Source organism: Type-F symbiont of Plautia stali (assembly GCF_059731105.1).
Genome location: NZ_AP035909.1, coordinates 443,150 through 464,441, shown reverse-complemented (window position 1 = coordinate 464,441; position 21,292 = coordinate 443,150). Strand labels below are relative to the sequence as shown.

18 protein-coding genes are annotated in these 21,292 nt (G+C 61.2%); 9 read left to right on the top strand and 9 right to left on the bottom strand.

Annotated elements, in window-relative coordinates; genetic code table 11:
- Positions 1 to 59 precede the first annotated feature (59 nt).
- The gene (gene greA / locus AC6I7A_RS02075; RefSeq protein ID WP_009092422.1) at positions 60 to 536 is read right to left on the bottom strand and encodes a transcription elongation factor GreA; all 477 of its coding nucleotides are present in this window, start codon (positions 534 to 536) and stop codon (positions 60 to 62) included.
- Between the two features lie 250 nt (positions 537 to 786).
- On the opposite strand from greA, the gene dacB reads away from it, so the two are divergent.
- Complete coding sequence (gene dacB / locus AC6I7A_RS02070; RefSeq protein ID WP_009092423.1) at positions 787 to 2,220, top strand: serine-type D-Ala-D-Ala carboxypeptidase; 1,434 nt, start codon at positions 787 to 789, stop codon at positions 2,218 to 2,220.
- Between the two features lie 83 nt (positions 2,221 to 2,303).
- Here dacB and AC6I7A_RS02065 read toward each other — a convergent pair whose 3' ends face one another.
- Positions 2,304 to 4,568 carry a TonB-dependent siderophore receptor gene (locus AC6I7A_RS02065; protein ID WP_058958050.1) on the bottom strand — a complete coding sequence of 755 codons (2,265 nt, stop codon included), beginning with the start codon at positions 4,566 to 4,568 and terminating at the stop codon, positions 2,304 to 2,306.
- A 239-nt stretch (positions 4,569 to 4,807) separates the two neighbouring features.
- Here AC6I7A_RS02065 and fes point away from each other — a divergent pair, with 239 nt between their 5' ends.
- From fes to AC6I7A_RS02050, 3 genes are all read left to right on the top strand, one after another.
- Positions 4,808 to 6,034, top strand: coding sequence for an enterochelin esterase (gene fes / locus AC6I7A_RS02060; RefSeq protein WP_072215519.1), 1,227 nt, complete (start codon positions 4,808 to 4,810; stop codon positions 6,032 to 6,034).
- Positions 6,035 to 6,119: 85 nt separating this feature from the next.
- Complete coding sequence (locus AC6I7A_RS02055) at positions 6,120 to 6,341, top strand: MbtH family protein (RefSeq protein WP_009092432.1); 222 nt, start codon at positions 6,120 to 6,122, stop codon at positions 6,339 to 6,341.
- Entirely contained in the window at positions 6,334 to 10,251 is a 3,918-nt protein-coding gene (locus AC6I7A_RS02050; protein ID WP_058958049.1) for an enterobactin synthase subunit F, read from the top strand. The genes AC6I7A_RS02055 and AC6I7A_RS02050 overlap by 8 nt, the downstream gene beginning before the upstream one ends.
- A 28-nt stretch (positions 10,252 to 10,279) precedes the next feature.
- On the opposite strand, the gene AC6I7A_RS02045 is transcribed toward AC6I7A_RS02050, so the two are convergent.
- The 4 genes from AC6I7A_RS02045 to fepB all read right to left on the bottom strand — a co-directional run bounded on the left by AC6I7A_RS02045 (position 10,280) and on the right by fepB (position 14,100).
- On the bottom strand, positions 10,280 to 11,071 hold the full coding sequence (locus tag AC6I7A_RS02045; RefSeq protein ID WP_058958048.1) for an ATP-binding cassette domain-containing protein: 792 nt from the start codon (positions 11,069 to 11,071) through the stop codon (positions 10,280 to 10,282).
- On the bottom strand, positions 11,068 to 12,048 hold the full coding sequence (fepG, locus tag AC6I7A_RS02040; protein ID WP_046101084.1) for an iron-enterobactin ABC transporter permease: 981 nt from the start codon (positions 12,046 to 12,048) through the stop codon (positions 11,068 to 11,070). Before fepG ends, AC6I7A_RS02045 begins: the two co-directional genes overlap by 4 nt.
- On the bottom strand, positions 12,048 to 13,034 hold the full coding sequence (gene fepD, locus AC6I7A_RS02035) for a Fe(3+)-siderophore ABC transporter permease (RefSeq protein ID WP_072215518.1): 987 nt from the start codon (positions 13,032 to 13,034) through the stop codon (positions 12,048 to 12,050). The genes fepG and fepD overlap by 1 nt, the downstream gene beginning before the upstream one ends.
- A gap of 91 nt (positions 13,035 to 13,125) precedes the next feature.
- Entirely contained in the window at positions 13,126 to 14,100 is a 975-nt protein-coding gene (fepB, locus tag AC6I7A_RS02030; protein WP_058958046.1) for a Fe2+-enterobactin ABC transporter substrate-binding protein, read from the bottom strand.
- A 177-nt stretch (positions 14,101 to 14,277) separates the two neighbouring features.
- Here fepB and AC6I7A_RS02025 point away from each other — a divergent pair, with 177 nt between their 5' ends.
- The 5 genes from AC6I7A_RS02025 to AC6I7A_RS02005 are packed head-to-tail and all read left to right on the top strand — an operon-like array spanning position 14,278 to position 19,136.
- On the top strand, positions 14,278 to 15,456 hold the full coding sequence (locus tag AC6I7A_RS02025) for an isochorismate synthase (protein WP_058958045.1): 1,179 nt from the start codon (positions 14,278 to 14,280) through the stop codon (positions 15,454 to 15,456).
- Positions 15,457 to 15,466: 10 nt separating this feature from the next.
- A complete protein-coding gene (locus tag AC6I7A_RS02020) occupies positions 15,467 to 17,077 on the top strand; it encodes a (2,3-dihydroxybenzoyl)adenylate synthase (RefSeq protein ID WP_058958044.1) in 1,611 nt (536 codons plus the stop codon).
- Between the two features lie 24 nt (positions 17,078 to 17,101).
- Positions 17,102 to 17,956: an isochorismatase family protein gene (locus AC6I7A_RS02015; protein WP_058958043.1), complete on the top strand. Its 855-nt coding sequence runs from the start codon at positions 17,102 to 17,104 to the stop codon at positions 17,954 to 17,956.
- Positions 17,953 to 18,711, top strand: a complete 759-nt coding sequence (dhbA, locus tag AC6I7A_RS02010) for a 2,3-dihydro-2,3-dihydroxybenzoate dehydrogenase (RefSeq protein WP_058958042.1) — start codon at positions 17,953 to 17,955, stop codon at positions 18,709 to 18,711. Before AC6I7A_RS02015 ends, dhbA begins: the two co-directional genes overlap by 4 nt.
- A 2-nt stretch (positions 18,712 to 18,713) precedes the next feature.
- Positions 18,714 to 19,136, top strand: a complete 423-nt coding sequence (locus AC6I7A_RS02005) for a hotdog fold thioesterase (RefSeq protein WP_046101077.1) — start codon at positions 18,714 to 18,716, stop codon at positions 19,134 to 19,136.
- 63 nt (positions 19,137 to 19,199) lie between these two features.
- Here AC6I7A_RS02005 and cgtA read toward each other — a convergent pair whose 3' ends face one another.
- The 3 genes from cgtA to rplU all read right to left on the bottom strand — a co-directional run bounded on the left by cgtA (position 19,200) and on the right by rplU (position 21,199).
- The gene (gene cgtA / locus AC6I7A_RS02000) at positions 19,200 to 20,372 is read right to left on the bottom strand and encodes an Obg family GTPase CgtA (RefSeq protein ID WP_009092447.1); all 1,173 of its coding nucleotides are present in this window, start codon (positions 20,370 to 20,372) and stop codon (positions 19,200 to 19,202) included.
- Positions 20,373 to 20,614: 242 nt separating this feature from the next.
- On the bottom strand, positions 20,615 to 20,872 hold the full coding sequence (rpmA, locus tag AC6I7A_RS01995; protein ID WP_009092448.1) for a 50S ribosomal protein L27: 258 nt from the start codon (positions 20,870 to 20,872) through the stop codon (positions 20,615 to 20,617).
- Positions 20,873 to 20,887: 15 nt separating this feature from the next.
- Positions 20,888 to 21,199 (bottom strand): 50S ribosomal protein L21, encoded by a 312-nt coding sequence (gene rplU / locus AC6I7A_RS01990; RefSeq protein ID WP_008925416.1) that lies wholly within the window; start codon positions 21,197 to 21,199, stop codon positions 20,888 to 20,890.
- Positions 21,200 to 21,292 lie beyond the last annotated feature (93 nt).

Here is a 21,292-nt window from a genome sequence, read left to right as displayed (position 1 = left end):
TGCGGCCTTTTTCCTTTCTTTACATTGTGCTTTAGCGCTTTTCAAAGCGTAGCAACACTTTAAAGGTATTCCACCTTCAGGATCTCATACTCAACGTCGCCGCCTGGGGTTTTAATGATGGCGACATCATCCGCCTCTTTACCCACCAGGCCACGCGCCATTGGCGAATTGACAGAAATCAGATTTTGCTTAAAGTCCGCTTCGTCATCGCCGACGATGCGATAAGTCGCCTCTTCGTCGGTTTCGATATTCAGTACGGTTACCGTTGCGCCAAAGATTACGCGTCCGGTTTTAGGCATCTGCGTTACGTCGATAACCTGCGCATTAGAGAGTTTGGCTTCAATCTCCTGAATGCGGCCTTCGCAGAACCCCTGCTCTTCACGCGCAGCGTGATATTCCGCGTTCTCTTTTAAATCGCCATGTTCGCGTGCTTCAGCGATAGAGGCGATAATGCGCGGGCGCTTCACGGTTTTCAGCTCGTTCAGCTCTTCGCGCAATCTTTCAGCGCCTCTCAACGTCATCGGAATCTGATTCATTTAAGCTCCTCGCCATCTTTCCTGTTTAACGGTGTCATCCTGACTGGTGACTGCAGAAAAAAGCGTTCTGCGGCGCATTAGCCCGTTTTTTGCAAATAAAAGAATCCTGACCCGGAGATGCTTCCAGGCCAGAAAAGAGTTTTGCAATTTGATACGTATTTTACCCCAGAGTTCCCTGCGGGTCATCGTTTACTTTGCACCACCCAGCGACGTAGTATTGACGCCCTCACCTGCCAGTTACCGCGAGATTATGCGATTTTCACGACTTGTTACCGGATTAAGCTGCGCATTTATGCTGCAGGCACACGCAGCGCCAGTTGATGAATACATGCAGTACCTGCCAGACGGCGCCAATCTGGCGCTGATGGTGCAGAAAGTGGGCGCATCAACCCCGATCATCGATTACCACGGCAAACAGATGGCCCTGCCCGCCAGTACCATGAAAGTGGTGACGGCGCTCGCGGCGTTGCTGGAACTGGGCGGCGATTACCGTTTTCAGACCACCTTTGAGACCCGAGGCTCTATCGTGGATGGCACGCTGAACGGCGATTTAGTCGCCCGTTTCGCCGGTGATCCCACCTTAAGCCGCCAGGATCTGCGCAATATGGTGGCGGCGATAAAGAAGCAGGGCATTAACCATATCAAAGGCAACCTGGTGATTGATACCTCCGTGTTTGCCAGTCACGACATGGCTCCGGGCTGGCCGTGGAACGATATGACCCAGTGCTTCAGCGCCCCGCCAGGGGCCGCCATTGTGGATAAGAACTGCTTCTCGGTGTCGCTCTACAGCGCCAGTTCGCCGGGCGAAAACGCGTTTGTCCGCATCGCCTCCTACTATCCGGCACACATGTACAGTCAGGTTCGCACTCTGGGCCGCAACAGCGGCGAAGGGCAATATTGCGAACTGGATGTGGTACCGGGTGAACTGAACCGTTATACCCTGACCGGCTGTATGCGTCAGCGTGCAGAGCCGTTGCCGCTGGCCTTTGCCGTGCAGGATGGCGCGGCCTGGGCGGGCGAGATCCTCAAGGCGGAACTGCGCGCGTCAGAGATCGACTACAGTGGCCATCTGGTTCGTCAGACACAGGTCACCGAGCCGGGCACCGTGCTCGCCTCCACCCAGTCTGCGCCGCTGCATACCCTGCTGCACACCATGCTGAAGAAGTCAGACAACATGATTGCTGATACGGTGTTCCGCACCATCGGCCACCACTACTTCAATGTGCCTGGCACGTTCCGCGCCGGTCAGGATGCCGTGCGCCGCATCCTGAAAGCCAAAGCCAACATCGATATGGGCAACAGCATTCAGGTGGATGGTTCCGGTCTGTCGCGCCATGACCTGATCTCGCCGCAGACCATGATGCAGGTTTTGCAATTCATTGCGAAGAATGACAATACGCTGGATTACATTTCGATGCTGCCGCTGGCGGGTTATGACGGTACGCTGCAGTATCGCGGCGGGCTGCATGAAGCGGGACTGGATGGCAAAGTCTCGGCGAAAACCGGTTCCCTGCAGGGGGTCTATAACCTGGCGGGCTTTATCACCACCTCCAGCGGTGCGCGGGTTGCCTTTGTGCAGTTCCTCTCCGGCTATGCGGTTCCGCCGGAAGATCAGCGTACCCGCCGTATTCCGCTGGTGCGTTTTGAGAGCCGGCTCTACCGCGATATCAATCAGAACAACTGATCCGCGCGTAACAAAAAACGCAGCGGGTCATCGACCTGCTGCGTTTTAATCGTCTCCTCCCGACCCGGTTATCACTGCATCAATCAGAAGCGGGTGTTCACACTCATGTACCAGGTGCGGCCCGACTCATTGAAGGTATTGGCCCCTGCCCCATAGAGGTAAGCGCCGGTTCGCGTATTACCCGTGGTCTGTGCATTGCCCTCACGAAAATGACGCTTGTCAAACAGGTTATCGACGCCTGCGGTGACGCTGACAGAGGCGTTAATGTCATAGGTGCCACTCATGCCGACCACCGAATAGGGGCTGACCTGATCGGTTGCACTGCCGGTGACGGCGTTACCTTTATAGTCATACTTCTTCGGGACCTGCTTGCCATACCAGGTCAGGGTGGTCTGCAGGGAGAGATCCGCCATCGCCTGCCAGCTCAGCGTAGAGTTGAGCGTATATTCCGGAATCACTGACAGGCGGTCCCCGGTCTCTTTGTTCTTACTCTGCAGCATGTAAGTGAAGTTATTGTTCCACGTCACGCTGTCGGAGAAGGGAACGTTGATCGTGCCTTCCACGCCTTCGACCAGGGCTTTCGGCACGTTTTCCCATTTGTAGATGTCCGTTTTGCCGTTAGAGGCGGTGCCGGTCGGCACCCTGCCCGCGTCGATCTTGTTGCGGTAGTCGTTACGGAACCAGGTCAGTCCGGCCTGATAGCCGTCACGCTTCCACTCCAGCCCAATCTCCTTGTTGATGCTGTTTTCTGCTTTCAGATCATCATTCCCCATCAGGTAGCAGGCACCGGCACTGGCGGCGCAGCCCTGGCCGTTGCTGTAGAGCAGATAGTTGGGGTTGGTCTGATAGAGGCTCGGCGCTTTATAAGCACGGGCGATACCCATTTTCAGGGTCAGCTCATCGCCCAGCCCCTGAGACAGGTTGAGCGACGGACTCCAGTTATCGCCCACGATCGAGTGATGATCAAAACGCACTCCCGGCGTCAGCATCGTGCTGTCGGTCAGCTCAATGTTGTCTTCGGCAAACAGCGAGAAAATCTCCGCCTGAGAATAGGGAGAGCGGCCGGTGGTGGCGATCCCCGGAATGGAACCGTAACTGGCAGCCTGCGTGGTTGACGACGGATCTTTCATCCGCTGCTGATTCCACTCGGTGCCCAGGGTCGCCGTCTGATTCACCAGCCACTCAAACGGCACGCTGATCTCACTGTGCAGCAGCAGATCATCCAGCTGGATGGTGTTGAAATGGCTGTCGGAGAAGATGCCCTCCGTCCCACCCGCCAGCCCTTCGTTCAGCCGGGAGTTGCGGGTATTCTCATACTGCGCATACGTATTGGTACTGACGCCATTGTCCCAGGCACCGGTCCACCTGACAGAGACGTTCTGCCGATAGAGCCGGTTAGTCTCATCACCATATTTACTTTTCACCAGGTCACTGGTGTTGGTGTTCTGCGTATCCCCGGCGTAGAGGTTGCCCTGACGGCTGAAACCGGCTCCCACTTCCAGCGCCTGCATCGGCGCAAAGGCCCAGCGCAGCAGACCATGAATGTCTTTGTTGACCGCGCCTTCCCGGCCCGCCGGATACGATCCGGCATAGCTTCCGGTACGGGCGGCGGCGTGCCCTTCATTGATGTCATACGCATCTGCCTGCGTTTTTGCCAGCCCGCCATAGAGGCGGAAGCTGACATCATCCCCCAGCGGCCCCTCAAGGCTGAAGTTAGTGCGTCGGGAGGCCCCCTCATCCTTATGCTCCGGCACGTTGTAGTAGGCGCTCCACGAGCCGTGCCACTGATGATCCATCTCTTTTCGGGTAATGATGTTGACCACGCCGCCCGCCGCCCCGTTACCGTAACGGGCCGCTGCCGGGCCGCGGATCACCTCAATGTGATCGATGATCTCTGGCGGCACCCAGTTGCTGTCGCCGCGCGTGTCACGCTCGCCACGCCAGCCCAGCCGGACGGCATTACGGCTGGTCACCGGCAGACCATCAATCAGGATCAGGGTATTTTCCGGGCCCATGCCGCGGATATCGATCTGACGATTGTTGCCGCGCTGACCGCTGGTGGAGTTACCGGTCAGATTGACGCCCGGCATGGTACGGATGATTTCGGCGACATCGCGCGCCGGCGGATGCTTTTTGATTTCGTCGGCGGTAATGGTCGAGACACCCGGCGCCTGCAGCGTCTGCTCGGCGGCGGTCACCATCATGGTGCTGTCGTTAAGGCTGTCTGACGCGGTGTTGTTAAGCGCCGGATCGCTGCTGCTGGCCGCCACGGCACCGGCAGAGATGAGAGAGGCGGTGAAACCCAGTTCAATCATAATGGCCAGTGAAAGCCGCGATAACTTTTTCATTTTTCAGTTCCTGGACGACCAGCAGGGATGCCACTGCCAGTGCGCCGGTAAAAAGGTAATGTCCCTGATCCCCTTCCTGCCCGGCTGATTTCAGCACCGCGAGACACCCCGCTGAAAGCCGGTGCGGCAGAGAAAATGCACACACGCCCTGACGAGCGGAAACACCCTATTGCAAATGCAAATAATTATCAATATTATTATTTATATCATTTATGGCACAGATTTCGTCTGTTCGAACGATGGCGCGTATGACCTGGTTAAACGAAGAAACCGGCAGTGAACGCTGGTGGCAACAGCAGCAGCAGCGGGGGATTCCGCTGATTGAACCGGGTGACGCGGGCACCTGTCAGGTCACCTTTTTCTGGCGCGATCCGCAGGGCGACACACAGAGATCGGACACCCGCCGCGTCTGGATCAACATTACCGGCGTGACCGATCATCATCATGCCGCCGCCCCTGTTTCACTCTCTCCGTTGCCCCACACCGATGTCTGGTGGTGGCAAACCACCCTGCCCGCTGACTGGCGTGGCAGCTACTTTCTCATCCCGGATGCGCAGGCCGAGCCGTTTACCGGCCAGAGCAATGTGCAGGCGTTACGGCAATGGTGGGGGCAGAAATTTCCGCAGGCGCAAAACGATCCGCTCAATCCGCTGCGAGGCTGGGCGGGCGGACGCGGCATGTCACACTCGCCGCTGCACCTGCCTCATGCGCCCGACCAGCAGGTCTGGCGGGCGGTCGATGAAGGCCGCGCCGCCACGATACCGCTGCAACACTTTCTGTGGCGCAGCAAACGGCTGGGAAACCAGCGTCAGATCTGGATCTGTGTGACCGGCGAGGCCGATGCTGGCCCGCGTCCGCTGGCACTGCTGCTGGATGGACAGTTCTGGGCGCACAGCATGCCGGTTGCCGGTCCGCTTCAGCAGCTCACCGCGGCAGGCGAACTGCCCCCGGCGGTCTATGTCATGATCGACATCATCGATCGCGAACAACGCACGCGCGAGCTGACCTGCAACCCTGACTTCTGGCTGGCCGTTCAGCATGAGCTGCTGCCGCAGGTTGCGCACCAGACGCCCTGCCGTATCGACAGCGACCGCACGCTGGTGATCGGCCAGAGTTTTGGCGGCCTCGCTGCCGCTTACGCCACGCTGACCTGGCCCGACACCTTTGCCGGTGCCGTCAGCCTTTCCGGCTCTTTCTGGTGGCCCGGGCGCGACGATCCCAGCGGCTGGCTGCCGCAGCAGTTACAGCAGGGCCTGCTGCAGGCACCGCCACGGCGCTTTTATCTGGAAGCGGGTCGGCGCGAGCGGCTGATTCTGGCCGCAAATCAGCAGTTTCAGCGCGATCTGACCGATGCCGGACATCAGGTCAGCTATCACCCGGTGGAAGGCGGTCACGATGCACTCTGCTGGCGCGGCGGGCTGCTGACCGGCCTGAAAACCCTGTGGCCATCATCCTCATTCGCTTAACGTCCGCCGCCTGCCCGCCACTGCAGGGTGCCACGGGCAGAATCGGGGCGTCAGCGCGCTCCGCGATGGTGGTCAGGAGACTGATATGCAACAACCACACCCTTTTGACGACCCGCAGCAGGCGTGTCTGGTACTGAAGAACGATCGGCAGCAATACAGCTTATGGCCCACCTTTTGTGCGATCCCGGCCGGGTGGCAGCCGGTATGGGGCCCCGCGCCACAGGCACACTGCCTGACGTGGCTGAATGAACACTGGCACGATATCCGCCCCGTCACCGCAGAAGCCAGTCGGAGCGATCATGTCTGAACTCTCCATGACACCACAGAAAACGCTGCCGCTGGTAGCTGCCCAGCCCGGTATCTGGATCGCTGACCAGCTCTCGCCCTATAGCAATGCCTACGCCGTGGCACATTTTGTGGAACTGCGGGGCGCACTGGACAGCGCGCTGCTCTCCCGCGCTATCGTGGCGGGCATGCAGGAGGCGGACACCCTGAACATGGCCTTTGGCGAGCGGGACGGCGAACCGCTGCAGTGGCCTGTCGCGCAGCATTTCCGCTTACCCGAGGTGATCGATCTGCGCGCCGCCGCCGATCCGCACGCCGCCGCGCGGGCGCGGATGCAGGAGGATTTGTCGGGCGATCTGCGGGTGCTGAGCGGTTCGCCGCTCTGCCACCACAGCCTGCTGCGACTGGGTGAGGAGCAGTGGTACTGGTATCAGCGCTACCATCATCTGGTGGTGGATGGTTTCAGCTTTACCGCCCTGACCCGCCGTATCGCCGATCTCTACAGCGCCTGGCAGCGCGGCGACACGCCGCCGCCGACGCCGTTTGTGCCGTTCAGCGAGGTGGTTGAGGAGTATCAGCGCTATCAGCAATCGGCAGCCTGGCAGCGCGACCGCCAGTTCTGGCTGGAGAAAGGCGCAGCGTTACCTGCCCCCGCCTCCCTCTCCCCGCTGCCGCTGGCCGGTCAGAGCGCCAGCACGGATCTGCGGCGTCACAGCATCACGGTGGATCGAAGCGCCTTTCAGAAGCTGCTTGAGCACACCGGGCAGCAGAACCTCAGCGCGGCAGATACGGCCGTGGCGCTGGTGGCGCTGTGGCTGGCGCGTCTGACCGGTCAGAACGATTTTGCCGCCGGTTTCATCTTTATGCGCCGCATCGGCTCGGCGGCGCTCTGCGCCACCGGTCCGGTGATCAACGTGCTGCCTCTGGCAGTGCATTACGATCCGGCTCAGCCGCTGGCAGCTCTGGCGGCCCGGCTGGCGGGTGAAGTCAGAAAAATGCGTCGTCATCAGCGCTATGACGCAGAGCAGGTGCAGCGCGATCTGGGTCGTCACGGCGACAGCGATCCGCTTTACGGGCCGGTGATTAACCTGAAGATGTTCGACTACCAGCTCGATTTCGCTGGTACAGCGGGCATCACCCATCAGCTGGCGTCCGGCCCGGTTCGCGATCTGGAGATGGCTATCTATCTGAACGATCAGGGCGATCTGACGCTGGCGCTGCTGGCAAACGCGCAGCGCTACAGTGACGCCCTGGTGCAGCAGCATGCGCGCCGTTTTGATCGGCTGCTCTCCCAGCTCGCCAGCCAGCCCGCGCGTGCCTGTGGCGAGCTGGATATGCTGATGCCGGACGAGCACCGGCAGCTGGCGGCGATCAATCAGACCGCCGTGACGCTTCCCCCGGCCACGCTGAGCAGCCTGCTGCTGCAGCAGGCTGAACGAACGCCGCAGGCACCGGCGCTGATCGATGCGTCGCATCAGCTCAGCTATCAGCAGATGCAGCAGCAGGTCGCCGCGCTGGGACAGCAGCTGATCGCCCGGGGTGTGGCGCGGGGAGATATTGTCGCCGTGGCGCTGCCGCGCTCCGTGTTTTTATCGCTGGCGCTGCAGGCGATCGTCAGCGTGGGGGCCACCTGGCTGCCGCTCGACACCGGGTATCCCGACGACCGATTAAAGATGATGCTGGCAGACGCCACGCCAAAAGCGCTGATCACCCGCCGTGAACTGGCTGACCGGCTGGCGGCGCTCTCGCCGGTCACACCGCTGTTTTACGACACGCTGTTAACCCCCGCTGAGGCGATGCCGTCGCAGGCGCCCTCCCCGCAGGATGGCGCGTACCTCATCTACACCTCCGGCTCAACCGGGCGGCCAAAGGGCGTGCTGGTCAGTCACGCCGCGATCGTCAACCGCCTGCTATGGATGCAGGATCGCTATCCGCTGGGTCAGGATGATGTGGTATTACAGAAGACGCCGGGCAGCTTTGATGTCTCCGTCTGGGAGTTCTTCTGGCCCCTGATCGCCGGTGCGCAGCTGGTGATGGCGCCGCCCGATGCGCACCGCGACCCGGAGGCGCTGAGGCAGCTGTTTGCCCGCTACCGCGTGACCACCACCCACTTTGTTCCGTCGATGCTGGCCGCCTTTGTCGCTGGGCTGCAGGAGGCGGCGGCGGCAGCCTGCTGTGCCACCCTGCGTCGGGTCTTCTGCAGCGGTGAAGCACTGCCCGCCGCGCTGTCGCGTCAGTGGCAGACGCTGACCGGGGTGCCGCTGCATAACCTCTATGGCCCGACCGAAGCGGCGGTGGATGTCAGCTACTATCCGGCCTCCGGCGCAGAGCTGGCCGCCGTTGAAGGCGCCAGCGTACCGATTGGCTTCCCGGTCTGGAACACCGGCCTGCGGATCCTGGATGCCCGTCTGCAGCCGGTGCCGCCGGGCATTGCCGGCGATCTCTGGCTGACCGGCGTCCAGCTGGCGCACGGCTATCTGGATCGTCCCGACCTCACGGCCAGCCGCTTTGTGGCCGATCCCTGGGGTGACGGCACCCGGATGTACCGCACCGGCGACGTGGCACGCTGGCTGCCGGATGGCGCAGTGGAGTATCTGGGCCGCAGTGACGATCAGCTTAAAATTCGCGGACAGCGCATTGAGCTGAATGAGATCGATCTGGCGATGACCGCCCTGCCGGGCATTGAGCAGGCGGTGACGCACGCGGCCGTGCTGGGCGGCGGCGATCAGCAGGGTGATGCCCGACAGCTGGTCGGTTATGTCGTCGCCAATGAGACGATTGACGCGGACGTCCTGCGCCAGCGGCTGGCCACCCGGCTGCCCGCACACATGGTACCGGTGGCGATTGTTCAGCTGGCGAGCCTGCCGCTCAGCAGCAACGGCAAGCTCGATCGTAAAGCCCTGCCGCTGCCACAGACCCAGGCCAGAATCGCCGGGCGCGCGCCCTGCCCCGGACTGGAAAGCACGCTGGCTCAGGCGTTTGCTTCGCTGCTGGAGCGCGAGTCGGTCAGCGCACAGGATGACTTTTTCTTGCTGGGAGGGCATTCGCTGCTGGCGATGCGTCTGGCGGCGCAGCTGCGCCGGACGCTGGATCAGTCGGTGTCGGTGGGGCAGATTATGGTGGCCCCTACGGTGGAACAGCTGGCGGCCCTGCTCAGCGGCCCCTCTGCCGGGGCGGCCCGCGCCGGGTTTGAGACGGTATTGCCGCTGCGGCGCGGCACAGGCCCGACGCTTTTCTGTTTCCATCCCGCCTCCGGTTTTGCCTGGCAGTTCAGCGCATTAACGCGTTATCTGGACCCGCGCTGGTCGCTGCTGGGCATTCAGTCACCCGACCTCACCAGCCCGCTCAGCCAGGCGCAGCATCTTGATGCGGTGTGTGATGCCCATCTGGCGACGGTACGACAGCAGCAGCCTCAGGGGCCTTACTATTTCCTTGGCTACTCGCTGGGCGGCACGCTGGCACAGGGGATTGCCGCGCGGCTGGAAGCGGAAGGCGAAACCGTTGCCTTCCTCGGGCTGCTCGACACCTGGCCGCCGGAAACGCAAAACTGGGATGCACGGCGCGGCGAGAACGTGCTGGATCCGGCGGTGCTGGAGGAGGTTAACCGCGAGCGCGAGCAGTTTATCGCGACGCAGCGTCAGCAGGCGGGTGAAGGTATGGAGGCGCTGTTCACCACCATTGAGCGCAATTACGCCCGTTCCGTGCGGCTGCTGGCCACGGCGCGCAGTGCCCGTTTCAGCGGACAGGCGACGCTGTTTCTGGCGCAACAGACGCAGCAGCCCGGTCAGGATGCACGTCGCGCCTGGGCACCTTACCTCGGCGGTCTGACGATCTGGCCGCTGGACTGTGCCCATGTAGAGATCGTCTCACCCCGCCTGTTTGAACAGATTGGTCCCCGCCTGCAGCAGATACTGGCGTCGCTGAATCCGTAGCCGCCTTCTCCTGCGGAGAGGGTGCCGGTCAGCCTCTTCCGCACGGCACAATCATCGGGGTGCCGGCTACCGGATCGCGGATAATGACGCAGCGCAGGCCGTAGATCGCTTCAATCAGCGCTGGCGTCACAATCTCCGCCGGTTTCCCTTCAGCGATGATTTTTCCGTCACGCATCGCAATCAGGTGGCTGGCGTAACGGCACGCCTGATTAAGATCGTGCAGCACCACCACCAGCGTGCGGCCATGCTGCTGATTGAGGTCCTGCATCAGCTCCAGCAGCTCAATCTGATGCGTAATATCCAGCCAGGTGGTGGGTTCATCGAGCAGCAGTAAGGAAGTTTCCTGCGCCAGCACCATCGCGATCCAGACCCGCTGCCGCTGACCGCCAGAGAGCGTATCCACCGGCTGGGCGGCCAGATCGGCCACCCCGGTGGCCTGCATCGCCTGCTGCACCGCCGCCTCATCTTCCTGTCGCCAGCGTCCGAACAGCGTCTGGTGCGGATAACGTCCGCGTGCCACCAGTTCACTGACGCTGATGCCCGCGGGCGCACTGGAACTTTGCGGCAGCAGCCCCAGCCGCCGCGCCACCTCTTTGGTGGCATACCGGGCGATCGTCTGACCATCCAGCAGCACTTCGCCCTGCAGCGGCGTCACCAGCCGGCTCAGGGTGCGCAGCAGCGTCGATTTTCCGCAGGCGTTAGGCCCGATGATGACGGTCAGTTCACCGTCGGGGATCGCGACCGAGAGATGCTCCGCCACGATCTTTTTGTCGTAACCCAGCGTCAGCGCCCTACCCTGCAAACGTGTTTTCTCTCTCACTGGCGTCGCGCCTCCCGTATCAGCAGAGCAATCAGATAGAGTCCGCCCAGGCTGACGGTGATGACACCGACCGGCAGCTGATAAGGCAGGAAAAGATGCTGTGCGGCGTAGTCTGCGGCGATTAACAGCAGCGCACCGCACAGCGCAGCCAGCGGCAGTGCGCCTTTGACTCCCCCGCAAAGACGCCGTGCAATCTGCGGCGCCAGCAGCGCAATAAAAGAGAGAGGCCCGGCCAGCGCGGTTGAGGCCGCGGTCAGGATCACGCCTGTCAGCATCAGCATGACGCGGCTGCGTTCCACCGGAACCCCTAAGGCGCAGGCGGTGTCATCGCCCATCTCCAGCAGACGCATGCGCCGGGCCAGCATTCCCGTCGCCAGCAGCGCCAGCAGCAGCACAACCGTCACGGGAAGCGTCTTCGCCCAGGTGATGCCGTTAAGTGAACCGGCGCTCCAGAGCCCGGCGCTCAGTGCCGCCTCCAGGGAGGCGCTGATAATCAGCCAGCTGTTGAGCGCCATCAGCAGCGCCCGCACGCTGATGCCGACGATAATCAGACGAAAGGTCTCCACGCCGTTGCGCCAGCTGAACAGCCAGACCACCGCCGCCGTAAGCAGCCCGCCTGCCAGTGCCGCCAGCGTCAGGCCCGCCATGTTTTGCTGAAACAGCACCAGCGCGACCAGCACCCCGCTGTATGCCCCGGTGTTGAAACCGAGAATATCGGGGCTGCCCAGCGGGTTACGCAGCAGTGACTGAAAAATCGCGCCACTGACGCCCAGCGCGGCCCCCAGCAGCAGCGCCATCGTGACGCGCGGCAGCCGCCACTCCAGCACAATCAGCTGAACATTGCGCGCCGCCTCCCCGCTGAAGAGCGTCCACAACTGCTGCGCCGAGAGGGAGGGGGTGCCGCGTGTCAGCCCCATAAACGCCAGGATGCCGCAGGCCACCAGCAGTAAAAGCGCATTGATTATGATGCGTTTCATTACAGCCCTCTTCCCGGCCGGCGGCGAACCAGCACAATCAGCATCGGCGCACCGAGAATGGCGGTCACAATCGACACGCGCAGCTCGCCCGGCACCAGCAGCCGTCCCAGGATGTCGGCGGCCAGCAGCAGGCAGGGGGTCATCACAAGGGTTCCCGGCAGCAGCCAGCGATGGTCGTTGCCCAGCAGCCAGCGTGCCAGGTGTGGCGTCATTAAGCCGACAAAGGCGATGGGGCCGACGGCGGCCGTCGCCGCGCCGCTCAGCAGCGCAATCGCCAGCAGGCCCGTCAGCTGCGTTCGCACCACGCGGGTGCCCAGTGCGGTCGCCATATCACCGCCCATGCTCAGGCTGTTCAGTGAACGTGCCAGCAACAGTGCCAGCACGCTGCCGACAGCGACGGCCGGCAAGGTGGCGCGCAGAATCGCGAAACTGCGGATATCCAGCGAGCCGCTGTGCCAGAAACGCAGGTGATCGTAGATATCAGGGTTGAGCAGCGACAGCCCGGACGTTAATCCCTCCAGCACCGCACCCAGCGCTACCCCCGCCAGGGTCAGGCGCACCGGACTGACCCGACCGCCGCCCACGGCGCCGGTCAGCGCCACCAGCAGAGAGGCCAGCAGTGCACCGGCAAAGGCGAAGCCCAGCCAGTCAGATGGGGAGTCTGCGCCGGTCAGGGCGATCCCCAGTACGACCGCAAAACCCGCACCGGCGTTAACCCCCAGAATGCCGGGATCGGCCAGAGGATTTCGCGTCAGGCTCTGCATCAGCGCCCCCGCCAGCCCCAGGCTGCATCCGGCCAGCACCCCCGCCAGGGTGCGCGGCAGCCGGGCGTCACGCACGATGACACAATCAACGCGGGTGCAGTCGGTGAACAGGGCCTGAGTGACCTCATGGAGGGGAATGGATTTGGCGCCCAGCATCAGACTGAGCGCGAAAAGTAGCAACAGCAGCATCCCTGAACCTGCTATTGCGCGACATTGACGCATAACGTTTAAGCCTTCACCAGAAGAGTCACAGAGAAACCCATGCGATTAAGCGACCGATAAGCCTCATCATTTCTGCAGGTTATCCCGTCTCTCAGACGCCGCGACCGTTAACAAACAGCGTCTCCAGCCGCGTCAGCAGATTGCTGGCGCTGTAGTAGTCGAGGCGGAAGCTATCCAGCCCCAGTGCATAGACCGCCCTGCTTTTTACTGCCGGGGTCTGCGCCAGGAAAGGGTTGCTCATCACCTGTGCAGTGGTGTTATCGTCGGCGGCAAACAGCAGGTAAGTCTGACCATTCAGGCCCGCCGCCAGATTTTCACCTGACAGCTGAAGAATATCTTTGCGCGTTCCCATACTGTGCCCGGCCTGAAGGCTGGCGGGCGGCGTCGCCAGCGTGAAGCCCAGCTGCTGCAGTAACCGGGCCTGCGCTGACGCTGCCGTCCACAGGTTCACGGCCCGCCCGTCGCCGTTCCAGACCATCGCGGAAACCGGCTGTGGCGGCAGCGTCAGCTTAGCCTTCAGCGCCTTTTCGCGGGCCTCAAAGGCGTTTATCCGTGCGGCCGCTTCCGCCTCATGCCCCGTCGCCTTGCCCAGCAGCGTCACCAGCTGCTGCCAGCTTTTATCGTCATAATTGACCACCAGCACCGGCGCAATCGCCGCAAGCTGCTCGACCAGCCTGATGGCTGAATCGTTGCCGGTGGCGCTGACCACAATCAGATCCGGCGCTTCTGCAGCAATCGCTTCTGCACGGGGTTCGCCAATGTAGAGACGCTTCACGCCACGCTGTTTCGCCACCGCGCCCCACTGCCGGAAATAGCCCTGCTCATCCGCCAGGCGACTGCCGGGGGCGGTGGCCCCGCTGGCGACCACCGGCGCATTAATGGCCAGCAGCGACCCGGTCAGAGTCACGCTGGTTGAGACGATGCGGGTCGGTGCCTGCGTCAGGGTAAGATCGCCACTGGCCCCGGTAACGGTGCGCGGCCAGCCCGTCCCGGCCACCGCGCTGACACTGAGCAGGCTGCTCAGAAAAAACAGCACGATTGCCCTGCTAACCCTCTGTTTGTTCATACGTTCTTTTCCACACTCGTTCAGATAAGGTCGGCGGCTGTTTATGCTGATCTGACCCGGAGCAGCAGCCGAAGCGCCGCATATGGATTGACAGATCCGGCCAATCCACGTAGCTTAACGCCTAATAATACAAATGATAATCATTATTAGTTATCTTATCATTTCCGGGTGAAAAGTATGGCCGAATCACGCGCATTTGAACATCCCCTGTTGCACGATTTTGCGGCACTCTGCCAGGGTTTCCTGTTTACCTCGCCCTGGCAAAGCCTCACCACACAGGGCTGCTTTACGACGCTGACCACGCCAGTCAGACAGGGTGAACAGCTGACAGGGGATTTTCAGCAGCAGCTTCAGCACCACTTTACCTCGGCCAGAAAGCAGGGCATTGCGCACCCCATCGTGGCAGGTGCCATCCCCTTTGACGTGGCGCAGCCCGCCGCGCTGTTTATCCCGGAATCCTGGCAGCGCTTTAACCGTGACGATCTGATCGCCCGGGCCTCACTGGCAGACGCCGATCTGCCCGTGATTCGCCGCCGCACGGCGTTGCCGGATCAGGCGCGCTTTACCGACATGGTGGCGCAGGCCGTTGCCGCCACGCGCCGGGGCGACCTGGAGAAAGTGGTGCTGTCGCGGCTGATGGAGATCGTGGCTGAACAGCCGGTTGATACGGCTGCTCTGATGCAGCGCATCGTGGTGCAGAATCCCGGCAGCTATCACTTTCATCTGCCCCTGCCCGGCGGCGGCGCGCTGGTGGGAGCCAGCCCGGAACTACTGATTCGAAAACAGGGTCGCCTGTTCAGCTCCTGTCCCCTGGCCGGCTCGGCCGCACGCAGCCACGATCCGCAACGCGATCGGGCCTCCGGCGACAGCCTGATGCAGTCGGCGAAGGATCGACATGAACATCAGCTGGTGACAGATGCGATGCGCGCCACCCTGCAGCCGCGCAGCCGTTTGCTGTCGGTGCCTGAAACACCCTCTCTGCTGACCACGGCCACCCTCTGGCATCTCGCCACGCAGATCCGTGGCGAAGTGCTGGACGAGCACGAAAATGCACTCTCCCTCGCCTGCCTGCTGCATCCGACGCCGGCGCTCAGCGGCTTTCCGCATCAGCGTGCGCAGGCCCTGATCCAGCACCTTGAGCCGTTTGAGCGTCAGCTGTTTGGCGGCATCGTCGGCTGGTGTGACGACCGGGGCAATGGCGAATGGGTCGTCACCATTCGCTGCGGCACGGTGAAGGGATCGCGGGTACGGCTGTTTGCCGGTGCGGGCATCGTGACGGACTCACAACCTGAAGCAGAGTGGCGTGAAACCGGCGTCAAACTCGACACCCTGCTTCGCGCTTTTGGATTGCAATAAAGGAACCTGCATGACGATCTCCTACAGCCGCTGGCCGGACGACCTGGCCGCCCGTTACCGTGAAAAAGGCTACTGGCTCGACCTGCCGATGACCGACATACTGGATCGCCACCGCGACAACGATAGTGTGGCGGTGATTGAGGATGACAGGCGGTTGACCTACCGCCAGCTGGCGGCACTGAGTGACAACCTGGCGGCAGCGTTACAGCGGCGTGGCCTGAAACGGGGTGACACGGCGCTGGTGCAGCTGGGCAACGTGGCAGAATTTTACCTCACGCTGTTTGCCCTGTTTAAACTCGGTGTTGCGCCGGTGAATGCCCTGTTCAGCCATCAGCGCACCGAACTGACCGCCTACGCCAGCCAGATTTCGCCCCGCCTGGTGATTGCTGACCGCACGCATCCGCTGTTTGCCGATGACGCTTTTATTGCGCAGCTCCGCCACGATCACCCTTTACTGCAACAGGTGATCCTGCGCCATGCCTCACTGCCGGAACAGAGCCTTGAAGCACTGCTGGCCGAACCGGCCGGTGCATTTATGGCCACGCCGACCGCGGGCGACGAGGTAGCCTTTTTCCAGCTCTCTGGCGGCAGTACCGGCACGCCAAAACTGATTCCGCGCACCCATAACGACTACTACTACAGCATCCGTGAAAGTGACGCGATCTGTGGCGTCACCGCCGACACCCGTTATCTCATCGCCCTGCCCGCCGCCCACAACTTCCCGCTGAGTTCGCCGGGCGCGCTGGGCGTCTTTTACGCGGGGGGACAGGTTATTTTGGCCGCCGATCCCAGCGCGACAGCCTGCTTTCCACTGATTGAGAAACATCAGGTGACCGATACCGGCCTGGTTCCGCCTGCCGCCAGCCTCTGGCTGCTGGCACTTCAGGAATCGAACAGCAAGGCGGCACTGGCCTCCCTGCAGCGCATGCAGGTGGGGGGCGCTAAGCTGGGCGAAACGCTGGCTGCACGCATACAGCATGAGATCGGCTGCACCCTGCAGCAGGTTTTTGGCATGGCCGAAGGACTGGTGAACTACACCCGGCTGGATGATGATCCGCAGACCATCCTCACCACACAGGGACGCCCGATCTCCCCGGATGATGAGGTCTGGGTTGCCGACGAGCAGGGTCATCCTCTGCCCGTGGGGGCCACCGGTCGTCTGATGACACGCGGCCCCTACACCTTTCGCGGCTACTACAACAGTCCGGAACACAACGCCGCCAGTTTCGATGAACGGGGCTTTTACTGTTCCGGTGACCTGGTTGAGATCACCCCTGACGGCAACCTTATCGTGCAGGGTCGGGAGAAAGATCAGATCAACCGGGGTGGCGAGAAGATCGCCGCGGAAGAGATCGAAAACCTGCTGCAGCAACACGCCGATGTGATCCACGCGGCACTGGTCTCCATGAGCGATCCGCTGCTGGGTGAAAAAAGCTGCGCGTTTATCGTCACCCGTCAGCCGGTAAAACCGGCGGCGCTGCGGCGCCACCTGCGTGAACTGGGCGTCGCAGAATTTAAGCTCCCCGACCGCATTACCTGCGTAGATGCCCTGCCACTGACCCCGGTCGGCAAGGTCGATAAAAAACGTCTGCGCCAGCATCTTGCCGATCAACACGCGTAAGCCTGATCTGTCCGGAGAATTTTTATGACTATTCCACAACTGACCTCCTATCCACTGCCCGCCGCCACCGAGTTGCCGAATAATCGGGTGAAATGGGCGCTGGAGCCGGGCCGGGCCGCCCTGCTCATCCATGATATGCAGCGCTATTTTCTCAGCTTCTGGGGAGAGAACAGCCCGATGATTGAGCAGGTCGTCGGCAATATTGCCCGCCTGCGTCGCTACTGCAAAGCGCAGGGTATTCCGGTGTTTTACACCGCCCAGCCGACGGCGCAGAGCGATGCGGATCGCGCCCTGCTCAACGATATGTGGGGACCGGGCCTGAATAAGCATCCCGACCAGCAGAGGATCGTGGCGGCGCTGGCCCCCGACGAGGACGACCAGGTGCTGACTAAGTGGCGCTACAGCGCCTTTCATCGCTCCCCGCTGGAGGCGATCCTGAAGGAGATGGGCCGCGATCAGCTGATTATCACGGGCGTCTATGCCCATATCGGCTGCCTGACCACCGCCACGGATGCCTTTATGCGTGATATCCAGCCGTTTATGGTGGCCGATGCGCTGGCTGATTTCAGCCGCGAGGAGCATATGATGGCGCTGACTTACACCGCCGGCCGCAGCGGAAAAGTGGTGATGACGGCTGATATGATGCCGGTCCCTCTCAGCAAAGCGGATCTGCGCGCGCTCGTCCTGCCGCTGCTGGAGGATGATGAGGTGCCGGAGGATGATGAAAACCTGATCGATTATGGTCTGGATTCGGTGCGCGTCATGGCGCTGGCGGCACGCTGGCGTCAGGTTCACCGGGATATCGACTTTGTTACGCTGGCGAAAAATCCGAGCATCGATGGCTGGTGGGCGTTGCTGTCGCGGGAGCTCACTCAATGAGCCACACCTTCGACTTGAGCGGTCGCGTTGTCTGGGTAACCGGAGCCGGTCAGGGCATTGGTTATCAGAGTGCGCTGGCCTTTCATCGGGCAGGCGCGCGGGTGGAAGCCTTTGACCTGCAGTTTGCACGGCAGGATTATCCGTTTCGCTGTCATCGCCTGGATGTGGCCGATCCGGATCAGGTAGAAACGATCTGTCAGCGCGTGCTGGCAACGCAACCGCGAATCGATGTGCTGGTCAACGCGGCGGGCATTTTGCGCGTCGGCGCCACCGATGCGCTCTCCTTCGCTGACTGGCAGGCGTGCCTGAACGTCAACGCGGGCGGCGCCTTTAACCTGTTTCAGCAGACGCTGCCGCGCTTTCGCCAGCAGCGCGCCGGGGCCATCGTCACCGTGGCGTCTAACGCGGCGCACGCGCCGCGAATTGGCATGTCGGCCTACGGCGCATCGAAAGCGGCACTGCGCAGCCTCTGTCTGACCGTGGGGCTGGAAATGGCCCCTTTTGGCGTTCGCTGTAACATCGTTTCACCCGGCTCCACCGACACCGCGATGCAGCGCAGCCTGTGGCAGACTCCCGGTGGCGAGCAGGAAATGATCGCTGGTTTTCCGGATCAGTTTAAGCTGGGGATCCCGCTGGGCAAGATCGCACAGCCGCAGGAAATTGCGGCCACCGTGCTGTTTCTCGCATCAGACCTGGCCAGCCATGTGACCCTGCAGGATATCGTGGTCGACGGCGGCGCAACCCTGGGAGCCTGAAAATGTCTGCGATCTGGAAACGATCCTTCGATCTTCCCGCTCTGAATGCACTGGGCGAGCAGTCGCTGGTCGCCCATCTCGGGATCGTCTTTACCGTGATAGGCGAGGATTACCTGGAAGCGACGATGCCGGTGGATGCGCGCACGCACCAGCCGTTCGGCCTGCTGCATGGCGGGGCCTCCGTGGTGCTGGCGGAGTCGATGGGCTCAATGGCCGGGTATATGGCGGTGGAAGAAGGCAGCAGCGTGGTGGGTGTCGAAGTCAATGCCAGCCATCTGCGTGCGGTGTCAGCCGGGACAGTGCGGGGGATCTGTCGCCCTCTGCATCTGGGCAGACGCAGTCAGAGCTGGCAGATCGAGATCCGTAATGGCCGGGATCAGTTGTGCTGCAGTGCGCGACTTAGCGTGGCGGTGATGAGCAGCTGAAAAAAAGCCCCCCTTTCGGTCGGAAAGAGGGGCTTTGCCGGTCAGCCTGTGGCTGCGTCGTGGTTAGCGCTGATAGATAATTTCGACGCCTTCGTCGTCTTCATCATCCCAGTCGTCATCCCACTCTTCATCTTCCACTTCTGTCGCATTTTCAAGGGTTTCTTTGTGGTAATCGTCCCACATGAACTCCACTTTCTCCGGCTGCTTCTCTTCAAGCTCGGCTTCTTTCGGGTTGGCGTTGATGAAGCTCATCACATCCCAGCAGAGTTCGTTGACGCCGGTACGGCTGGCGGCAGAGATCAGGTAATACTTATCTTCCCAGCCCAGCGCCTCAGCGACCGCTTTGGCACGTGCCTGCGCTTCTTCTTCACCGATCAGGTCCACTTTGTTGAAGACCAGCCAGCGTGGTTTGTTGAACAGCTTCTCGCTGTACTTTTCCAGTTCGCCAAGAATGATGCGGGCATTTTCAACCGGATCGCTTTCATCAATCGGATCGATGTCGATCAGGTGCAGCAACACGCGGCAGCGCTCCAGGTGCTTCAGGAAGCGGATCCCGAGACCGGCACCCTCAGCGGCGCCTTCAATCAGGCCCGGAATATCGGCCACGACAAAGCTCTGCTCGCTGTCCATACGTACCACGCCCAGGCTTGGCACCAGGGTGGTAAACGGATAGTCCGCCACTTTTGGCTTGGCGGCCGACACGGCGCGAATAAAGGTGGATTTACCGGCATTCGGTAAGCCCAGCATGCCGACGTCCGCCAGCAGCATCAGCTCAAGCTGCAGGTCGCGCTTCTCACCCGGGGTTCCCATGGTTTTCTGGCGCGGGCTGCGGTTTACTGACGATTTAAAACGGGTGTTGCCCAGGCCATGCCAGCCGCCTTTGCCGACCATCAGTTTCTGGCCGTGACGCGTCATGTCGCCTAAGGTCTCGCCGGTTCCCTGGTCGATAACCCGGGTGCCGACCGGGACTTTGATTTCGATATCTTTACCGCGTTTACCGGTACAGTCGCGGCTCTGGCCATTCTGCCCGCGTTCAGCGCGGAACGATTTCTCGAAACGATAATCGATAAGGGTATTGAGGTTTTCATCGGCGATCAGATAAACGTCGCCGCCGTCACCGCCATCACCCCCGTCAGGGCCGCCCTTCGGGATATATTTTTCGCGGCGGAAGCTGACGCATCCATTACCGCCATCACCCGCGACGACCAGAATTGTCGCTTCATCAACAAACTTCATTTTCAATCTCCGTCACACAATCGCCTGCAGCACTCTGCAGACGGGTCCGCCAGGGTCTTCTGCGCTGACCAGCGGCGGATAAATCAGGACTGGCTGTCGCCAGTATGTACATAAAGTGTACAGCAAACTTCAGTGAGGCGTCGCTTTTACCGCGACAGAGCGCAGAATGTAAAAAGCCCCGCAGGAGCTGCGGGGCCTTTAATTCGTGCGTTCAGACGTTAAACGTCTGCGTCACGACAACCTTACTCAGCAACGATGCTGATATATTTACGGTTGTTCGGACCTTTAACTTCGAATTTTACTTTGCCGTCTGCGGTAGCGAACAGGGTGTGGTCACGACCACAACCTACGTTGCTGCCTGCGTGGAATTTGGTGCCACGCTGACGAACGATGATGCTACCTGCCAGAACAGATTCACCACCAAAACGCTTAACACCCAGACGTTTTGCATTGGAGTCACGACCATTTCGAGTCGAACCACCAGCCTTTTTATGTGCCATTTGTCAGATCTCCTCTTACGCCGTGATACCAGTGATTTTCACATCAGTGAACCACTGGCGATGGCCAGCCTGCTTACGGTAGTGCTTACGACGACGAAACTTAACGATCTTAATTTTCTCGCCACGACCGTGAGCAACAACTTCTGCCTTAATCATACCGCCTGAAACCAGTGGCGCGCCGATTTTCACGTCTTCGCCATTAGCAATCATCAGAACCTGGTCAAACTCGATGGTTTCACCGGTTGCGATGTCCAGCTTTTCCAGGCGAACGGTCTGACCTTCGCTTACTCGGTGTTGTTTACCACCACTTTGGAAAACCGCGTACATATAAAACTCCGCTTCTGCGCTTGCCTTTTAGTTCATCAGGCGGCGCGCTAAATATTCACAATAGGGCGCGAATTCTACGCAAAACTCCAGAAG

Coding starts and splice junctions, on each gene's coding strand:
- dhbA (WP_058958042.1), top strand. CDS start 17,953: ATGAGCCACACCTTCGACTTGAGCGGTCGCGTTGTCTGGGTAACCGGA.
- fepD (WP_072215518.1), bottom strand. CDS start 13,034: ATGCGTCAATGTCGCGCAATAGCAGGTTCAGGGATGCTGCTGTTGCTA.
- fepB (WP_058958046.1), bottom strand. CDS start 14,100: ATGAACAAACAGAGGGTTAGCAGGGCAATCGTGCTGTTTTTTCTGAGC.
- fepG (WP_046101084.1), bottom strand. CDS start 12,048: ATGAAACGCATCATAATCAATGCGCTTTTACTGCTGGTGGCCTGCGGC.
- AC6I7A_RS02065 (WP_058958050.1), bottom strand. CDS start 4,568: ATGAAAAAGTTATCGCGGCTTTCACTGGCCATTATGATTGAACTGGGT.
- AC6I7A_RS02020 (WP_058958044.1), top strand. CDS start 15,467: ATGACGATCTCCTACAGCCGCTGGCCGGACGACCTGGCCGCCCGTTAC.
- AC6I7A_RS02005 (WP_046101077.1), top strand. CDS start 18,714: ATGTCTGCGATCTGGAAACGATCCTTCGATCTTCCCGCTCTGAATGCA.
- fes (WP_072215519.1), top strand. CDS start 4,808: ATGGCGCGTATGACCTGGTTAAACGAAGAAACCGGCAGTGAACGCTGG.
- greA (WP_009092422.1), bottom strand. CDS start 536: ATGAATCAGATTCCGATGACGTTGAGAGGCGCTGAAAGATTGCGCGAA.
- AC6I7A_RS02055 (WP_009092432.1), top strand. CDS start 6,120: ATGCAACAACCACACCCTTTTGACGACCCGCAGCAGGCGTGTCTGGTA.
- cgtA (WP_009092447.1), bottom strand. CDS start 20,372: ATGAAGTTTGTTGATGAAGCGACAATTCTGGTCGTCGCGGGTGATGGC.
- AC6I7A_RS02025 (WP_058958045.1), top strand. CDS start 14,278: ATGGCCGAATCACGCGCATTTGAACATCCCCTGTTGCACGATTTTGCG.
- dacB (WP_009092423.1), top strand. CDS start 787: ATGCGATTTTCACGACTTGTTACCGGATTAAGCTGCGCATTTATGCTG.
- rpmA (WP_009092448.1), bottom strand. CDS start 20,872: ATGGCACATAAAAAGGCTGGTGGTTCGACTCGAAATGGTCGTGACTCC.
- AC6I7A_RS02050 (WP_058958049.1), top strand. CDS start 6,334: ATGTCTGAACTCTCCATGACACCACAGAAAACGCTGCCGCTGGTAGCT.
- AC6I7A_RS02015 (WP_058958043.1), top strand. CDS start 17,102: ATGACTATTCCACAACTGACCTCCTATCCACTGCCCGCCGCCACCGAG.
- rplU (WP_008925416.1), bottom strand. CDS start 21,199: ATGTACGCGGTTTTCCAAAGTGGTGGTAAACAACACCGAGTAAGCGAA.